Source organism: Endozoicomonas sp. 8E (assembly GCF_032883915.1).
Lineage (GTDB): Bacteria > Pseudomonadota > Gammaproteobacteria > Pseudomonadales > Endozoicomonadaceae > Endozoicomonas_A.
Genome location: NZ_CP120717.1, coordinates 1,439,628 through 1,455,623 on the forward strand (window position 1 = coordinate 1,439,628; position 15,996 = coordinate 1,455,623).

13 protein-coding genes are annotated in these 15,996 nt (G+C 46.6%); 5 read left to right on the plus strand and 8 right to left on the minus strand.

Annotation, left to right across the window (positions count from 1 at the left end):
- Positions 1 to 165: 165 nt before the first annotated feature.
- Positions 166 to 1,335, minus strand: a complete 1,170-nt coding sequence (locus tag P6910_RS05105; protein ID WP_317145205.1) for a hypothetical protein — start codon at positions 1,333 to 1,335, stop codon at positions 166 to 168.
- Between the two features lie 169 nt (positions 1,336 to 1,504).
- On the minus strand, positions 1,505 to 3,565 hold the full coding sequence (locus tag P6910_RS05110; protein ID WP_317145206.1) for a hypothetical protein: 2,061 nt from the start codon (positions 3,563 to 3,565) through the stop codon (positions 1,505 to 1,507).
- Positions 3,566 to 3,945: 380 nt separating this feature from the next.
- Between P6910_RS05110 and P6910_RS05115 the strand changes: the two genes are divergently transcribed.
- Both P6910_RS05115 and P6910_RS05120 read left to right on the plus strand, forming a co-directional pair.
- On the plus strand, positions 3,946 to 5,658 hold the full coding sequence (locus P6910_RS05115; RefSeq protein ID WP_317145207.1) for an AMP-binding protein: 1,713 nt from the start codon (positions 3,946 to 3,948) through the stop codon (positions 5,656 to 5,658).
- A gap of 269 nt (positions 5,659 to 5,927) precedes the next feature.
- Positions 5,928 to 6,353: an H-NS family nucleoid-associated regulatory protein gene (locus P6910_RS05120; RefSeq protein WP_317145208.1), complete on the plus strand. Its 426-nt coding sequence runs from the start codon at positions 5,928 to 5,930 to the stop codon at positions 6,351 to 6,353.
- 122 nt (positions 6,354 to 6,475) lie between these two features.
- Here P6910_RS05120 and P6910_RS05125 read toward each other — a convergent pair whose 3' ends face one another.
- Positions 6,476 to 7,195 (minus strand): DsbA family protein, encoded by a 720-nt coding sequence (locus P6910_RS05125; RefSeq protein ID WP_317145209.1) that lies wholly within the window; start codon positions 7,193 to 7,195, stop codon positions 6,476 to 6,478.
- A 258-nt stretch (positions 7,196 to 7,453) separates the two neighbouring features.
- Positions 7,454 to 9,517 carry a protein-disulfide reductase DsbD family protein gene (locus P6910_RS05130; protein WP_317145210.1) on the minus strand — a complete coding sequence of 688 codons (2,064 nt, stop codon included), beginning with the start codon at positions 9,515 to 9,517 and terminating at the stop codon, positions 7,454 to 7,456.
- A gap of 575 nt (positions 9,518 to 10,092) precedes the next feature.
- Between P6910_RS05130 and P6910_RS05135 the strand changes: the two genes are divergently transcribed.
- Positions 10,093 to 10,341, plus strand: coding sequence for a hypothetical protein (locus P6910_RS05135; protein WP_317145211.1), 249 nt, complete (start codon positions 10,093 to 10,095; stop codon positions 10,339 to 10,341).
- A 40-nt stretch (positions 10,342 to 10,381) separates the two neighbouring features.
- Here P6910_RS05135 and P6910_RS05140 read toward each other — a convergent pair whose 3' ends face one another.
- The 3 genes from P6910_RS05140 to P6910_RS05150 form a co-directional block, all read right to left on the minus strand.
- Positions 10,382 to 11,065 (minus strand): hypothetical protein, encoded by a 684-nt coding sequence (locus P6910_RS05140; RefSeq protein WP_317145212.1) that lies wholly within the window; start codon positions 11,063 to 11,065, stop codon positions 10,382 to 10,384.
- A 66-nt stretch (positions 11,066 to 11,131) separates the two neighbouring features.
- Positions 11,132 to 11,623 carry a hypothetical protein gene (locus P6910_RS05145; RefSeq protein ID WP_317145213.1) on the minus strand — a complete coding sequence of 164 codons (492 nt, stop codon included), beginning with the start codon at positions 11,621 to 11,623 and terminating at the stop codon, positions 11,132 to 11,134.
- 315 nt (positions 11,624 to 11,938) lie between these two features.
- Entirely contained in the window at positions 11,939 to 12,697 is a 759-nt protein-coding gene (locus tag P6910_RS05150; protein ID WP_317146508.1) for an SDR family oxidoreductase, read from the minus strand.
- A gap of 377 nt (positions 12,698 to 13,074) precedes the next feature.
- Between P6910_RS05150 and P6910_RS05155 the strand changes: the two genes are divergently transcribed.
- Positions 13,075 to 13,749 (plus strand): class I SAM-dependent methyltransferase, encoded by a 675-nt coding sequence (locus tag P6910_RS05155; protein ID WP_317145214.1) that lies wholly within the window; start codon positions 13,075 to 13,077, stop codon positions 13,747 to 13,749.
- A 76-nt stretch (positions 13,750 to 13,825) separates the two neighbouring features.
- Here P6910_RS05155 and P6910_RS05160 read toward each other — a convergent pair whose 3' ends face one another.
- The gene (locus P6910_RS05160; protein WP_317145215.1) at positions 13,826 to 14,953 is read right to left on the minus strand and encodes a choloylglycine hydrolase family protein; all 1,128 of its coding nucleotides are present in this window, start codon (positions 14,951 to 14,953) and stop codon (positions 13,826 to 13,828) included.
- Positions 14,954 to 15,233: 280 nt separating this feature from the next.
- On the opposite strand from P6910_RS05160, the gene P6910_RS05165 reads away from it, so the two are divergent.
- Complete coding sequence (locus P6910_RS05165) at positions 15,234 to 15,878, plus strand: WD40 repeat domain-containing protein (protein WP_317145216.1); 645 nt, start codon at positions 15,234 to 15,236, stop codon at positions 15,876 to 15,878.
- The last annotated feature ends 118 nt before the right edge of the window (positions 15,879 to 15,996 follow it).

Genomic DNA, 15,996 nt, shown 5'->3' on the forward strand with positions numbered 1-15,996 from the left:
GCTCTGGTAGATATCACTAGCATTGCAGGTCTGAAACAGATGTAATAACAACAGAAAACCAAATAAGATAACTCGCATACTTTTTTCCCAATAACTAGTCAGGATAAAAGTAGCAGATATATCCGCACAGTTTCAGAAAAATCCATGGGAAGGTTCTTGACCCTTTCAGAATCTGTTTGCAGCGATAAGATACATTGAAATCAGAAGCGCTAATGCCGATGAGTCATAGAGAGTGTTTGCGTTATTGATTGTTTGATGCCTGATACTACGCACATTAACAGACAGTTTCGATTTCCATAGCGGTGTAAGGCTGTAATCGGGTGATGCTTCAAATAAATAAAACTCAGCATTGCGGTTTTCGCGTTTAAGTATCGTCAGACGCTGATCTGTTTTCTTACATAACCAGCTATCGAGAATTCTGTTTTTATCATTTAGCAGGCTGATCTTTATGTTGGGTTCTTTACACAATGCAACCACCGGGTAATGCTCTTCTTTAGAGATGGTTGTTGTTTGGGTCTGGTTGTGGCTGATCTCCCATATTAACTCAACGGGCTCTTCCAGTGAATCATCCTCCCCGGTGGGAACTGCTTTGTTAGCCTCTGTCGTAACTGCTTCAGTAGCCTTTGTAATGTGCGCTTCAGTAGTCACTTTCATAGGAGTTTTGGTATTGGCATCGTTATTGGCATTAGTAATAATGGCAGGAACAGCGGGAATTACAGGATTTATAAAACTGTATATGGAATGAGAGTTCTTAGAAGGATCACTTGGAGGAATAATGTTTAACTTAGGGTCTATGTTTTTGCACAGCGGATGAGGGTCGCTACTCCTTTTACAGACATAAATCTTGACGCGCATGTTGTGTGTCAGACAATGTCCGCCTTTTCTGTTGTTAATTGAGCTCAGGGTGCCATCTGATGTGGAGAATACATAGTAATATTTCCCCCCTTCAAAAGTCATATCGTCTTTACCGGCAGAGTATTCAAGAAACAGTAGATTTACAAAAGACAGTTGATTGGCATCGTTGCAAACAAAATGGAAAACCCTGCTTGAGCTATTTTCCGGTATTTCACAGTTTTCGTAGAAGGTTTCGTTTCTTACTAACCATAGATTTTCATTCATATCTGAGACTTGTTTATCGAAGCTGCGTTGCTTTACCACAGTGGGAAGATTGGGACAAATAAAGCCTATTGCTCCGTTTATCCGTACACCTACGGTTTTGTTCTCCACGTGTGAATATAAATCTTCCACCCATAGAGCGCTTGTGTAGGTATCACGGGCATCAGATGTCTGAAACAGACATAACAACAAGATGAACCCGAATAAGACCAGTTGCATAATTGCTCTCTAGTACAAATTCAGATTAAGAAATAGCAGACAAGTCTGCAGATTTTCAGTAAATAAGACAATAAAAAGACATTCATAGAGTTTACTCATCACGCGTTGAAACAAAGAAGTTTTGTCTGGCTCTTGCTAATCCGCTTTAATCATCTGGTTCTTAACCCTGTCAGAGTGCGCTTGCACTAATAAGATACACAGAGATCAAAAGCGGCAATACCTGTGGGTTATAAAAGGTGTCTGCGTTATTAGTATGATAATCTCTGGAGCTAACCACATTGACAGACAGCTTCGATTTCGGTGCCCGTATACGGCGATATTCGGGAGATGCCTCAAATAGATAAACGTCGCCATACCGGTATTTGGGTTTAAGTATCGTCAGGCGCTCACCGACTTTCTGACACAGCCAGCTATTGATAATGGTTCCTTTGTCGTTCAGCAGATTGATCCTGGTGTTGGGCACTTTGCACTGTGCAATCACCGGATAATGCTCTTCTTCAAAGATATTTGCAGTTCGGGTCTGGTTGTCGCCCATCATCCAAACCAACCGAACGGGCTGTGCCAGTGAATGTTCATATCTGGTTGGAGTCGTTTCGGTATCAGTTTGAGTATTGTTGACAGTCCTAGTGACAGAGGCCGTTCCCGAAGCGGTTGTCATAACTATTGCAGTACTCTTGTCAGTGCCAGTGACGGGAGCTGTTCCATAAGCGGTTGTCATAACTATTGCGATACTCCTGTCAGTGGTAGTGACGGGAGCTGTTCCGGAAGCGGTTGTCATAACTATTGCTGTCTCATTGTCGGCCATAGTGACGGGAGCTGTTCCGGATGCGGTTGTCATAACTATTGCTGTCTCATTGTCGGCCATAGTGACGTGAGCTGTTCCGGATGCGGTTGTCATAACTATTGCGGTACTTTTGTCAGTGGTATTGACGGGAGCTGTTCCGGAAGCGGTTGTCATAACTATTGCTGTCACGTTGTCGGCCATAGTGACGGGAGCTGTTCCGGATGCGGTTGTCATAACTATTGCGGTACTTTTGTCAGTGGTATTGACGGGAGCTGTTCCGGAAGCGGTTGTCATAACTATTGCTGTCACGTTGTCGGCCATAGTGACGGGAGCCGTTGCAGAAGTGGTTGTCATAACGATTGCTGTACTGTTGTCGGTCATAGTGACGGGAGCCGTTGCGGAAGTGGTTGTCATAGCGATTGCTGTATTGTTGTCGGCCATAGTGACGGGAGCCGATGCGGAAGCGGTTGTCATAACGATTGCTGTATTGTTGTCGGCCATAGTGACGGGAGCCGTTGCGAAAGCGGTTGTCACAACGATTGCTGTCTCGTTGTCGGCCATAGTGACGTGAGTCGTTCCGGAAGTGGTTGTCATAACGATTGTTGTATCGTTGTCGGTCATAGTGACAGGAGCCGTTCCGGAAGTGGTTGCCAGAACGATTGCTGTCTCGTTGTTGGCCATAGTGACGGGAGCCGTTCCAGTGGCGGTTGTCACAACTATTGCGGTGTCGTTGTTAATCATAGTGACAGGGACCGTTGCATTAACGGTTGTGTTAATTATTGCGGTACCGTTGACAGCGGCATTTGTAGGAACCGTCGTCGTTAAAGGATTTGTTAAAAGTGTCTTTATAGGTGCAGAAAGAAAAGCACCCGTTGCATTATACCAGTTTAACTGAGGGTCCGGATAACTGCAGCTGGGGTCCGTTTCATTATAATGTTTACAGATATAAACCTTGAGGCGCATGTTATGTGTTCGACAATGTCCGTCTTTTTTATTCCCAAGTGAGCTCTTATAACCGGTTGACGTGGACATAATGTAGTAATGTTGCCCGCCTTTAAATGTTCTGTCGTCTTTTCCGGCAGCATGCTCAAGAAACAGTATACTCAGATAGCCCAGGCGATGTGGATCGCGACAAAAATGGACATCTGTTTGATCTGAGGGGTTATCCGGTATCTCACAATTCTCATAGTAGGTCTCGTTATCCGTCAACCATATATTTTCATACAGGGTGGGGGCTTGTCTGACGTCAGTACGCATCTTTACCACGGTGGCAGCATTGGGACAAACAAAATACATTTGCGAGTTTAACTTTACAGACATGCTCTTATTCTCGGCGTGGGAATATAACTCGTCAATCCACCAGGTGCTCTGGTAGACCTGGCGATTAGCATCGCAGGTCTGGTGCAGATGGAATAACAACAGGAATCCGATTAAGACAAATTGCATAATTATTCTCTGACAATATGTCAGTGTTAAATTAGCAGACAGACCTGTGCATCTTCCGAAAGTCCAGAGATTCTTAACTCTGCCTGCAAATATCCGGGCTTAACGGGCAGTAAATAGAAACCCCTGTGTGACTTTACGTCCACTTTTCATGGGGGAGCACTACCTCTGAAGCCTGCTGATATCCTAACTTTACCCGATAAAAATAGCCGTTTTCTGATGCTGAAAACTTTCCACGAATTAACAAAATCTTACAAAAATAATTCAAGACTGACGGGGAAGCGAGTATAATGCGCACCCGATTAAGGTTTGAATAATCTGTATGTATATGTAACCGGTGGCAGCCCGGACGACATTCACAACAATAAGACGAGGAGCTCTCCATGGAAGTAGCTTTTTGGGATGGCAAACGCGCACCCGGTATTTCTGATCAAATTGACCTCGGAGCCTTCTCTAATCTTGGGGAAGTGATTGCAGATGCTGTCGATAGACATGGAGACAAGCCCGCCTTCACTGGGCTGGGGTTGACACTCAGCTTTAATGAGGTGGATCGCCTGAGCGATCAGTTTGCAGCCTACCTTCAGCAGCACACCGGATTGCAACCCGGTGATCGCATTGCTCTGCAAATGCCTAACATTTTGCAGTATCCAGTGGTGGCCTTTGGTGCCATCAAAGCGGGTTTGGTCATTGTTAATACGAATCCTCTCTATACTGCCAGAGAGATTAAACATCAGTTCAATGACGCAGGTGTGAAAGCGCTGGTTTGCGTCAATATCGTTGGACATCTGGTCGAAGAAGTCTTATCGGGGACCGGTGTTGAGCACCTGATTGTGACTGATCTGGCGGATCTGTTGCCCTGGCCAAAACGCTCCTTAATCAACTTTGCCGTCAAGCACGTCAAGAAAATGGTGCCGTCTTACAGCCTTCCAACAGCCGTACCTTTCAGGAAGGCCCTTGCACTGGGTAGCAAGGGAACCTATAAGCCACCTAAGCCAGCACAAAGAGAAGATCTGGCTGCTCTGCAGTACACCGGGGGGACTACCGGCGTCGCCAAGGGTGCCATGTTGACTCATGCCAATCTGGTCGGCAACGTTCTCCAGACAGTTGAATTGAGAAGACAGGTAAATGCTGATGGCAGTCCGGTTTGCAATCCTGAAGGTGATACTGTGGTAGCGCCACTGCCTCTTTATCACATCTATGCCTTCTCGGTTCACTTGTTGTCATACTTCTCTCTGGGAGGGCACAGTATCCTGATTGCTAACCCCAGGGATATTGATACCTTCATCAAAACCATCAAGCCCTGGCGTATCAATGCATTTATTGGCCTCAACACTCTTTTTGTCGGCTTGATGAACCACCCCGAGTTCAAGAATATTGACTTCTCTGACCTGAGAGTGACCAATTCGGGGGGGACAGCACTTCAGCAGGCGACAGCAGATCGCTGGCTCGAACTGACTGGCTGCCGAATTGGTGAAGGCTATGGTTTGTCCGAAACCTCTCCTATTTTGACCGCCAACCCTGCGGGTGACTTTGTTCAGGATGGCACAGTGGGTATTGCCTTACCGGGTACCGCTCTGAAAGTCATTGATGATGAAGGCAACGAGTTACCATTCGGTGAACGCGGCGAACTCTGTGCAAAAGGCCCTCAGGTCATGGCAGGTTATTGGCAGCGCCCCGAAGCGACTGCCGAAGTGCTGGACAACGAAGGCTGGTTCCGTACGGGTGATGTAGCCATCATTGGTGAAGACGGCTATATACGTATCGTAGACCGTCTGAAAGATATGGTGCTGGTATCCGGCTTTAATGTCTATCCCAATGAGATTGAGGATGTTGTGGCCAGGCATGAAAAAGTGCAAAACTGTGCGGTGATCGGAGTACCTGATGAGAAAACAGGAGAGGCAGTAAAACTGTTTGTTATTCCTCAGGATGACAGTATTACCGAGCAGGAGTTGAAGGACTATTGTCGTAAAAATATGACAGCTTACAAAGTGCCCAGACAGGTGGAGTTCAGAGTAGAGCTTCCGATGACCCCCGTAGGCAAGGTTTTAAGGAAAGATCTCCGTGCACAGGAACTGAAGAAGCTGGAAACAGCTTGATAATAATCGCAGTGCTCTTTTTATGAAGCATGGCATAGGCTCGCAATGAGGCTATGCCACTGGTTATTAATAAAAACGAAGGTAGCCAGACTTATGACTTAATTGAACTGCTCGTATGATTGGCTATTGAAAATGAAATGGTTGTTTTTTTCTTGATTCGTTAGTAGTTATTTAGTTTTGCATAATAATTTATGTACGACACTGTTTACAGTTAGTCAGTGCAATGGTACTTTTGACGCTTTCCAAATATTGCCCATCCTGGTTTTATAATGAACATTTTTGAAGAGTCCCTGAATATCCTGAAATCAAAAGTACAGTTGCGTAAACTGTTTCAGGGTATGCATGTTGAAGATATAGAAAACGTTATCAGACGTGTAGAAGCGATCCATGAAGAAAAAGTGCGTGAGCACAATGAACAGAAGGAACAACAAGGTCGCAAAAGAGAAGCTGTTGAAAGCATTCTTGGTCAGATGCAGGAGAAAGGTCTGACCATTGAAGATCTGATGGTTTCTGCTGTTGTAGAGAAAGCCAGAAAAGGAAAGCCAAGACAGCGCTATCAATTTCAATATGAAAAAGAAGATGGCTCTGTGGTTAACTGGGAAGGCGCTACCATGGGTCGTATTCCATCGGAGTTTACTGAATATCTGTCAAAAACAGGAAAAGAACGTAAAGACTGTATTGTGGCTGAGCTTTAATACTCATCAGCGCAATAGGGCGTTAGAAAGTTCGATTGGTATTATTGCCTGGCCTGAGAGATAGCCAGAAAGTCAAAAAAAAAACCGGATGATTCCGGTTTTTTTTTTAATGGTATTGCAATTCAGAGACGCTGCTTGATTTTTTCTTTCAGTACGCCCTCTTCGGTGTAGCCTCTCAATACTTCATTGGGGAATACCAGTGCCGGTGTTCCGCGAATGCCAAGCTCCTGTGCCAGACGCAGGTTCTCTTCAAGTTGCCGGGTTACAGACTCATCCACTTTCAGTTTATCGGAGTCTACTCCCTCTGCTATCAGTGCGGCTTTAATGGAGTTGCTGGTGTGTCTGCCGGGCCTGGACATCAGGCGCTGGTTAACAGACAGGTACTTATCCTTGTCCAGCTTGAAGGTAGCCAGAGCCATTTCCGCAGCTTCACGAGATTCCGGGCCAAGTACAGGGAGTTCCTTGATAACAATTTTTACATCAGGGTTCTCTTCAACAATTTTCTTCAGGATAGGATCCTGGCGCTTGCAGAAGCCACAGTTGTAATCACCAAAGTAGGCAATAGTCACACTGGCTTCAGGGTTACCCATAATGGGGTTCTCAGGGTTTTCGAACAGCTGCTTTTGACGGGCTTCCAGCATCTGCTTTTCGGCATTTTGCTGGGCGGCGATTTCTCGCTTTCTCAGTTCGTTCATAGCTTCAACCAGGATGTCCGGGTTTTCTACCAGTGTTTTACGAACCAGTTCTCTGACTTCCTGCTTCTGCTGATCATCCAGAGACTGTGCCTGAATGTTGAGCGAGCCCATCAATAGGGTAGTGGCGAGAATAAGAGTTTTTTTCATCGTGCTCATCTGTGAGTCAGTATTTGTTTCCCTGAGTTGTTGCTGAAGCTCATGGGAGTGAGATTCACTTCAGGGGCGAAATAGCTTTGACTGCCACTTTGTCATGATTAAATGGCAATGGCAAAGACTTATAGGCCAGGCTGTCTGGCTATGGAGCCCGTCTGTTCGTTAAACTTCAGGGCTCAGGTCGGGCGGTAAACAGCGAAAAAGCATTCCATCATGATTCTATGAGAAGCTTTTCAGGCTGATTTCCCGGGTTTACCTGGATGATGCCTTCTCGATAGCCGCTGTAACGCTGTCATGGTCGAGAAGAACCGGCAGTGGTATTCCTTCAGGAGCAGCTGGACCGTAGACGATATTGAAAGGCACACCAAATCGCCCATTCTTCTGAAGGTAGGCATTAATTTCTTCTGAAGGTCGGGTCCAGTCTCCTTTCATAGTTACAATAGAGTCTTTTTGCAGGAGACTGTTGGTTGGATCTCTGTCGATGACCCTTATCTTGTTGGCTTTGCAAGTGATACACCAGTCAGCCGTGACATCGACAAAGACGACTTTACCTTCAGCCACCGAGCTGGCGATTTCCTGCTCATTCAGAGGGGTCCAGATCAGATTGTCTGATGTCGATTGTTCCGGAGTGAACAAACCAGTCGACCAGGCTCCGAACAGCACTATCGCCATTGACAGGAATACTGAGGGCAGTAGCAGTATTCTTTTTCCAGCTTGAGGCATCAAGCTGATCAACAGGCGATGCAGAACCAGTACAGTAGGAATCAGGGCAATCATCAGAAGCAGATAGACTGGCAGGAATGCCTGAAGCAGGCTGGTTAGCCACAGCGAAGTCACCAGCAGCATCAGTGCCAATAAGCGGCGAAGGTTTATCATCCACTGACCGGGTTTTGGCAACCACTTCAAAAGAGAGGGTCTGGCAGCAATCAGCAGATACGGAAGGGCAAGACCTACGCCCAGAGCCGTGAAAATGGCAAACAGGTTGAAGCTGTTGGTCGACAGGGCGAAGGCGACGGCGGTTCCCAGAAATGGCGCTGAACAGGGTGTAGCCAGAAGCGTTGCGAACATACCCTGAACAAAGTGGCCTGCTGTACTGTTGTCACCGGCTGCAGCCAGCCTGGTCGACAGGAATGAGGGCAGATGGATTTCAAACAGGCCTATCAGGTTAGCAGCAAAAAGGGCAGTTACCGCCACCATGAAACCAATAAACCAGGGGCTTTGAAACTGGATGCCCCAACCAATACTGTTGCCGGTCAGCTTAAGTATCCAGAGGAATGCCGCCAGTAACCAGAAGGAGAAAACAATGCCCGCCGCAGAACTCAGAAACTGCTTGCGGGTGACTCTGGCTTGCTGGCCTGAAGCATGGAGTACGGAAGAAAGCTTCATACCGAGGACGGGTAGAACGCAGGGCATCAGGTTGAGGATAAGGCCGCCCAGAAGAGCCAGACCCAGTAACACTAACAGGCTTGCTGAACGGGTGTCTGCTGGCAGTGAACTGGCAGCGACTTCCTTGACGGACAGCGTTTTTTCAAGGCCGTTGTCTCCATTGAGAAGGGTAACGGTCACAGATTCATCTGACAGGTTGTATTCACCCAGCCAGCTTGACGCATTCATGACGGCTTGAAGCTGGTTGTCCTCAATGGTAAATACCGGCAGGCTGAAGGTAATGTCTTCCTGGCCATCGATGATGACGTCGACGGCCTTTTCCCAGCCAGTCTCAGAGTGGGCAGTGGCAACAACCTTGTTGTTTTCCTTGTTCCATACAACAGATTCCACGCTCAGCCCTGTGTCCGGCATAGTCGTCGGAACCCGTGAAAGAGCTTTATCAATCAGGAATGACGCTTGCGGGTCTGTTTTCAGATCAGAGGGTGTGAAATCCAGTTGAATCTCGTAATCTGTCAGGACGCATACCGTGGTGCAGGAAGACAACCGCAGTCTGGCATTGATGGAGACAGGCTGATTCAGATCTTTAACCTGAATCAGAAGAGGAAAAACCGTACCATTTTTATAGCCAAGGGTATGCAGTCCCAGCATTTCTATGCGCTCTGGAGCAGGCCAGAGCCACTCAACCGTTTCTATATTACTGCTGCCTTGTGGCTGCTTTATACGCCAGTCGATTTCAGGTGGAATACCGGCCTCACCGGGTGATCGCCAGTAAGTCTTCCAGTCACCTGATAATTGGACTTCCAGTGCCGCATAAAGTTGACGAGTGGTCGGGTCTGCTTCACCAGAAAAGTGCAGCCTGACCCTGGCCTCAGGCTGCTGAGGGTTGACTAACCATTCAGTTGAAAGAGCATGGGCAGGTCGATTGAGCAATGAAAGAAGCAATACCAGACATAAGCTGAATAGCACCAGCAGAGCGTTCTGCCTGCTGTTCTTTGAAGCTGTTGCAGTGCAGCTTATCTGAGAATGCTGATTAAGTGATCGTATCTTCATGTATATCCCGATAAATTCAGGCAGCCCTTAAAAAGTCGATTTTCGTCAAAGACTGAACAGTGCAAAAAAGCATCAGTCTATCTCGACATTGGCGAAACTTGGCCTGAAAAAACATTGTCAGGGTAAAACGTGGCCGTTCAGTGGCCGCTCTCTATTAATCCAGTGAAGAATACGCTGGACTTCAGTGTCTGGATTCAGAAAAAATGATTTTTCTTTGATATTTTTTACTGTTTTTTTATCCACTCCGGCTTTTAAGATTTGGCGATAGGGAGGTCGTGGTCGACCTTTGCGATTTCTCCGGGAATAGCTTCCCTGCCATGATAGTATCTTACTTGGTACGGTTGTTAATGATATTATGCAGCCTGTGCTTTATTATATTCCCGTGTCAGGTGTCTCTGTGCTATCTCTCCAAGTCTGCTATGCTGATCCTCTCATTCATTTGTCAGGAATACAGCATGAGCTTGAACGTTGAACAACCGCCCGAAACAGAGCTTGACCATATCCGAGACACCCTGACGGGGATTATCAGCTACGCCAGTAAAACCCGTGCTGAAATGCATCAGGGGTTTGCTCGGATAGACAAACGTTTTGACCAGCAAGGCAAAGAGATTGCTGCACTGAAAGCCGACAATGCAGATTTGAAAGCCGACAATGCAGAAATCAAAGAAGCCTTAAAGCTCATCCTGTCCAGACTTCCCTGCTAATCGCCACATAACAGATGGTTCCAAAGGACTGCCCTGTCGGTCAGTCTTTTAACAAAGGGCTATGCTCTACAAGGCAACCGTCTTTTGTACATTGAGTTGTCATTTTAAGAGTGTCTATACCTGAAAGATACAGTAATGTTCTTAAGGCAGGGTGCAATAGAAGTTCCGCTATCCTGGGATCACGTAATAACTCAAGTGTTGCAGGTTGAGATAGATAACATTTGAGTTCACCTATTGGCATTTGTAAAAGATTTCTAAAAAAATTGGCAAACATAGCATTTTGTAAAAGTTCTATAACTGCAGGTTTAGAAAATATATTGCTCAGACTTTTACGAATTCTTGCCATTGTGGAATCATATTGCTCTTCTTCATCTTCTGGCAAATTGCACAGGATATAAGCATTACATAAATTTCTTAAATGCTGCATTCGATCTTGAATTGCGTTAGTACAATTTGAGCATAAACATTGCGCTTCTGCAGTTGCCATTTGTTGAAGCTCCATGTCACAAAACAAACAAGATTCAGAATATGTTTTGCATGAGAACAGCAATATAAATAAAGGGAATACCATTATTTTGTTCATATCCGGAGTCTCAAGTACAAAAGCCGGAGAATAGTATAGTCGGGTAAGAGCTGGTCTTTCTCCAGCTCTCCCCAAGCTACATCGCTGTGCCTTCTTTCCTGTGAAGTTAAAAATCATAAACGCGGCTTCAGTGGCTTTCATCACCTTGCTTTTTTGTCGGGTTGACTGTCAGCTTCAGTGGACATTCAGTTGTTAGCGCTTCTCATTCTACCCACAACTCGTTCCCGCGCTCTGCGTGGGAATGCCTACCTCCCCCTGAAAAGCGGACTCTAAAGCGTGAGACAGGTATGGGTTTCCACGCTGGGGTCCACAGGGCCTGAAAGTATGGGAACCAGGGTTTTGCAACACCCTCTTTAGAGGGTGTCGCAAAACTCCAACAGCTCGTTCCCATGCTCTGAGGTCGTCATTCCCGCGAAGGCGGGAATCCAGCGCCAACGGTGGATCTCTGCCTTCTCGGGGATGACAAGGCCAGGGGGGCACCGGGCAGTATGGTTCTGGTGGTGAGTCAGTGTGGATTCCCGCCTTCGCGGGAATGACGAGAATGAAGCCGGGAATGACGGGAGTCAACTCGTTCCCACGCTGTAGAGAGTTTTGCGACCCCCTCTTTAGCTGTGGGAGGATGTCAATGTATCCAATAGTCAGAAATACTCCCTTGCGGTCAACTTTTTGAGTCCGGTTGGCTGGGAGAAATGCACCCATTCGCTGGGGTCGGTGTGTGGCTGGCACTTAATGGTAGAAAGGGTTGAGGTGTGTTTTCAACAAAATAACTGATTAACACACTGAATTACTTGTGGATAACTCATGAGGTGCCTGAAATTTCAAGGCGTTTATGCATTGGTTGAAAAATAATCAGACGAGAGTCTTTTGAATATATTGGGCCTTTTGAAAGCAGTATTTATACGTTATTTGTTGTTTATTAGATTACAAAATTCTGTGTATAAACTGCTTCAATAATTTTTTTCGAACGTGTGTTCAAAGCAGGAGCCTGCTGAGAGCAGGCTCCAGACGTAGATATCACTGATTGCGATCCACATCAAAAGCTGCAAAAGCCTGCTGAACGGGCATGATTTCCATGGCATTAATATTGACATGGGCTGGTCTGCATGCGACCCAGTAGATGCTCTCTGCGATATCTTCTGCTGAAAGAGGCTTCATACCTTTATACACTGCATCGGCTTTTGATTGATCACCCTCGAAACGCACGACTGAAAATTCAGTTTCAGCCATTCCGGGTTCGATATTGGTTACTCTGATGCCACTCCCCAGAAGGTCAGAACGAAGATTCAGGGAAAACTGTTTTACAAATGCTTTGGTGCCGCCATAAACATTGCCACCGGGATAAGGATAATTTCCGGCAACCGATCCCAGGTTAATGATACTGCCACTGTTGTTTTTCTTCAGGGCCGGTAAAAGAGCATGAGTGATCAGAACCAGTCCTTTGATGTTGGTGTCGATCATGTTGATCCACTGTCGGGTATCACACTGGTCAGCCGGTTTGGTTCCCAGAGCCAGACCGGCATTGTTGATCAGAGTATGAATGTCTGAAAAAGCTTCCGGGAGACTGCTCAGCGCATCCTGAATGGCATCTTCATCTCTAATATCAAAAACAAGACAGTGAACAGGGCAGGATGCCGAGAGTTCTTTGGCCAGTGCTTCCAGACGTTGCTTTCTTCTGCCGGTAATTACCAGCTGCCAGCCTTGTTCACTGGCAAAACGACGGGCACAGGCTTCACCAAAACCGGAAGTGGCTCCGGTGATAAACACAGTTTTCAAGCTCAAGGGGGGGCTCCTGGTCAGAGTGGGTCTTTTTCTCTTTCCTTATTATGTCAGATTCTCAGAGTTATTATTTTTTTAGTCTCAGTGACGCTGCTGGCTGACTTCCTGTACATGAAAATATTCTTCCGGATGCGAACAGAGTCAGATTGTTGGGCATTGCTGTTGCAAGCTCTGATCTCTTCTATAGTAATACCAATCGAACTTTCTAACTCCCTATTGCGCTAAAGATTTGAGCCTTAATCCTGCGTTGGCGATCGTCGTCATAGCTAAACACCGCCTTGTCTTAAGGCTCAAATCTCCATGCTCATCACGGGAGTTAGAAAGCACGATTGGTATAAGTCGACTACTGTTTTCCTTCGGTGGAGCACTCTACTATGACTTTACCAGACGGTAAGATAACCGAAGAACAAGTTCACAGAGCTCAGGCCGTTTATTCAAAGCGGGTTCTCAATATCTATGATGTTGCCGTACTGGGCATTTCCAACCGTTTTATCTGGCAGTGTCCGACGCCTTTACTTCTGGACTGGTTTAACCAGCACGTCAGCGACCAGCATTTGGATATAGGTGTTGGCACCGGTTATTTCCCAGATCACTGCCAGTTCCCAACCGATCATCCATCGTTGACATTGGTAGACCTGAACGTAAACACACTTGAGTATGCCGGGCAGCGATTAAACCGATATCAACCCATCACCTTGGTGCATAACGTTTTCAAACCATTTACCTCCTTGCCGGTCAATGCCTTCAACTCCATCAGCATGAACTATTTACTGCACTGCCTGCCAGGCAGCATTCATAGCAAAGCTGTCGTGTTCGATCACGTTAAGCCCTTGCTGAATAAAGGGGGAAAACTGTTTGGCGCCACCATTCTTAATATACCCCATACTCTGGTGGCAAAAGCTCTTATGGGCATTTACAACCGAAAAGGGATCTTCAGCAACCAGAAAGATTATCGGGATGGGCTGGAGCAGGAATTGCGCTCAAGATTCACTGATGTGGACATTCAGGTGACCGGTTGTGTCGCTCGTTTTGTAGCCAGTAGCCAGTAAGTGCAGAAACAGAATTATAGCTCAATGAAAATACTCACTGGCCAGACGGGGGTTGATGATTCCTATGTCACAGGGACTATTTAATATCGACGACCTTCAAATCCTGCTGTTTTTTCAGATCTAAATCGCGATAACGAATCCCGGGTTTATCAAAGTCTACCGATGCGAAATCAATCTCTCGAATACGGCTGTTGAACATGGTTTTGTAATAGTATTTCAGGTCTTTGGTATCCATAGCCGTCGTCCACTGAGTGGAGCCCAGTGTGTCGTCTTTGGGGAGTTCATCTCTGGCAAATACTGCACCAGAAGGAATATCAAAGTTGTTCAGGATGCGCAGTGATTCCATTGCGGCGGCATAGCCATTTTCGACGGGGCGTGCTGTGTTTCGCAGTGCCGCTGCGCGAACAAATCGAGATACGGGTGAGTAATCGCCAGGCAGGCCAATCATGCCCGAACCAGCGCCGTGTGGCGCCAACTCCAGATCGCCTATTTTAATGTCTGGTTTGGCTTTGGCGGTGAGGCCGACGTAATTTTTCAGGTTTTGCAGATGCCAGGGAAACTCAGGATTGTTAGTTAACACGCCGACGGGGTTGTCATAAATATTCAGCTTGCCGCCATGGGTGTACTCCACCACAATTGATGCTCCGGAGCGATCTGTCATCATGAAATGAATCGGCGGTACGATATTGCCTAAGCCTTTTTCTTTTACGGGGGCAACATCTATTTTTGGAAGATTTTGCTTTATGTCTTTTATTGTCGACTGGGTAGAGAGTACCCAGTTGCTGATGTCTTGAGGACCAATTGTGTTTGCTGCTTTGGCCGGGTCATAGGGTGGAAACTCGGCAGTGCCTGGCAAGTAAAGCACTGAAACGGCTAAGCCTTTTTCGTTCATTCCATCAATAAGCGCTGGTTTATTGAGGCCATTGATGCCAACGACACCGTATTTGGCTTTCCACTTTAAGCCCGGTTTGCCATCAGGCGTGAGACCCGTGAAGGCGGTGTCTCGTGGTATCACCATAATTTTTGATTCCAGATCAAAGGATCCCCACTCTTCAGTGCGAGCCTGGATGACCGCATCGTCCTCTGAAACCAGTGTAATGCCTGTACAGGCAAGAACGATTGGGATCTGAACAACGGCGGCAAGAGCCATGGCGCTGAGAAGAAAGGCTGTAATGACCGATACTTTTAATGAAGGGGTGTTCATAAAAAAGCGCTCTTTGTGGCGAGTAAGGCGCGATGAAAGTATAGCGTTTTATAAAAGATAGTTAAATCAAAGGGGTTTCCTTGTCCTTTTTTTGCTCGAAGTCACGGTTTTTAAGCAGATCATCAGCTTGCTGTCTTCTTGTTAGTTGCGCTTACATCAATGTTATGAACTTTTATCCTGAAGGCAACTCTGAGTTACCGAAGGACATCAATGTTGGATGATCTTCAAATCAACATCCTTGCAATCAAGGAGAAAACTAACTTAATGAAAGGAACTTTATATGAATAACGTAAATACACCCGCCGCTGTTGGGGTTTCAACCCCAGACTTGACAAAACCTGTTCAGCCACAGAGCAAACCAACAGGTGCTGGTTTCGGATGGGTTATTACTAAAGCTGACCAGGGTGAACTTTTAAGTCATCAAGGTCTACAACAGGCAGGCTCCCATCTTCAAGGTGACAGAACCAATGACCGCCGTGTGGTGACCATCAATGCCGATGGCATAGCGAATATCTACAATCGGAAGGCCGATGGATCATTTGCAAAAGAGGCTAGCATTGCCGCTAAAGGTCTTGTCAACTCAGCCACCTTAAGCGACGATAAGCTCCATGTGGTCACCGTCAGCGACGATCACAGGGTGGGAGTTCATGCCCTGGGGGCCGACGGAGCATGGGTAACCAAAACTGCCATTTCTCATGACGGGCCGATCACATTAGCAACCTTCAGCGCTGATGAAATGCATGTGGTGACCGCCAGTGACGATCACACGGCAAAAGTCTGTGACAAGATGGTCGACGGATCATGGGTAGAAAAAACCACCGTTCAACATGATGGGCCGGTCAATTTCGTAGACTTCATCGACGATGGCTTCCGCCTGGTGACCAGCAGTGAGAATGGAACGAGGCAAGTCACTGAACTGAAATGAAATGATTGACTGCCTGCGCTCACCCATGGTGTCAGGCAGTATTTCTTCACAACTCACCTTGATTAACACAACCCGCCGAGTGGGCAGTGATGTACCCTGGTACTTTGACGCCACTGAC

What these genes read in the sequence shown, in the direction of transcription:
- P6910_RS05110 (WP_317145206.1), bottom strand. Translation starts at nt 3,565, where the DNA reads ATGCAATTTGTCTTAATCGGATTCCTGTTGTTATTCCATCTGCACCAG.
- P6910_RS05145 (WP_317145213.1), bottom strand. Translation starts at nt 11,623, where the DNA reads ATGGGTGCATTTCTCCCAGCCAACCGGACTCAAAAAGTTGACCGCAAG.
- P6910_RS05120 (WP_317145208.1), top strand. Translation starts at nt 5,928, where the DNA reads ATGAACATTTTTGAAGAGTCCCTGAATATCCTGAAATCAAAAGTACAG.
- P6910_RS05140 (WP_317145212.1), bottom strand. Translation starts at nt 11,065, where the DNA reads ATGAAAGCCACTGAAGCCGCGTTTATGATTTTTAACTTCACAGGAAAG.
- P6910_RS05105 (WP_317145205.1), bottom strand. Translation starts at nt 1,335, where the DNA reads ATGCAACTGGTCTTATTCGGGTTCATCTTGTTGTTATGTCTGTTTCAG.
- P6910_RS05135 (WP_317145211.1), top strand. Translation starts at nt 10,093, where the DNA reads ATGAGCTTGAACGTTGAACAACCGCCCGAAACAGAGCTTGACCATATC.
- P6910_RS05115 (WP_317145207.1), top strand. Translation starts at nt 3,946, where the DNA reads ATGGAAGTAGCTTTTTGGGATGGCAAACGCGCACCCGGTATTTCTGAT.
- P6910_RS05125 (WP_317145209.1), bottom strand. Translation starts at nt 7,195, where the DNA reads ATGAAAAAAACTCTTATTCTCGCCACTACCCTATTGATGGGCTCGCTC.
- P6910_RS05165 (WP_317145216.1), top strand. Translation starts at nt 15,234, where the DNA reads ATGAATAACGTAAATACACCCGCCGCTGTTGGGGTTTCAACCCCAGAC.
- P6910_RS05160 (WP_317145215.1), bottom strand. Translation starts at nt 14,953, where the DNA reads ATGAACACCCCTTCATTAAAAGTATCGGTCATTACAGCCTTTCTTCTC.
- P6910_RS05155 (WP_317145214.1), top strand. Translation starts at nt 13,075, where the DNA reads ATGACTTTACCAGACGGTAAGATAACCGAAGAACAAGTTCACAGAGCT.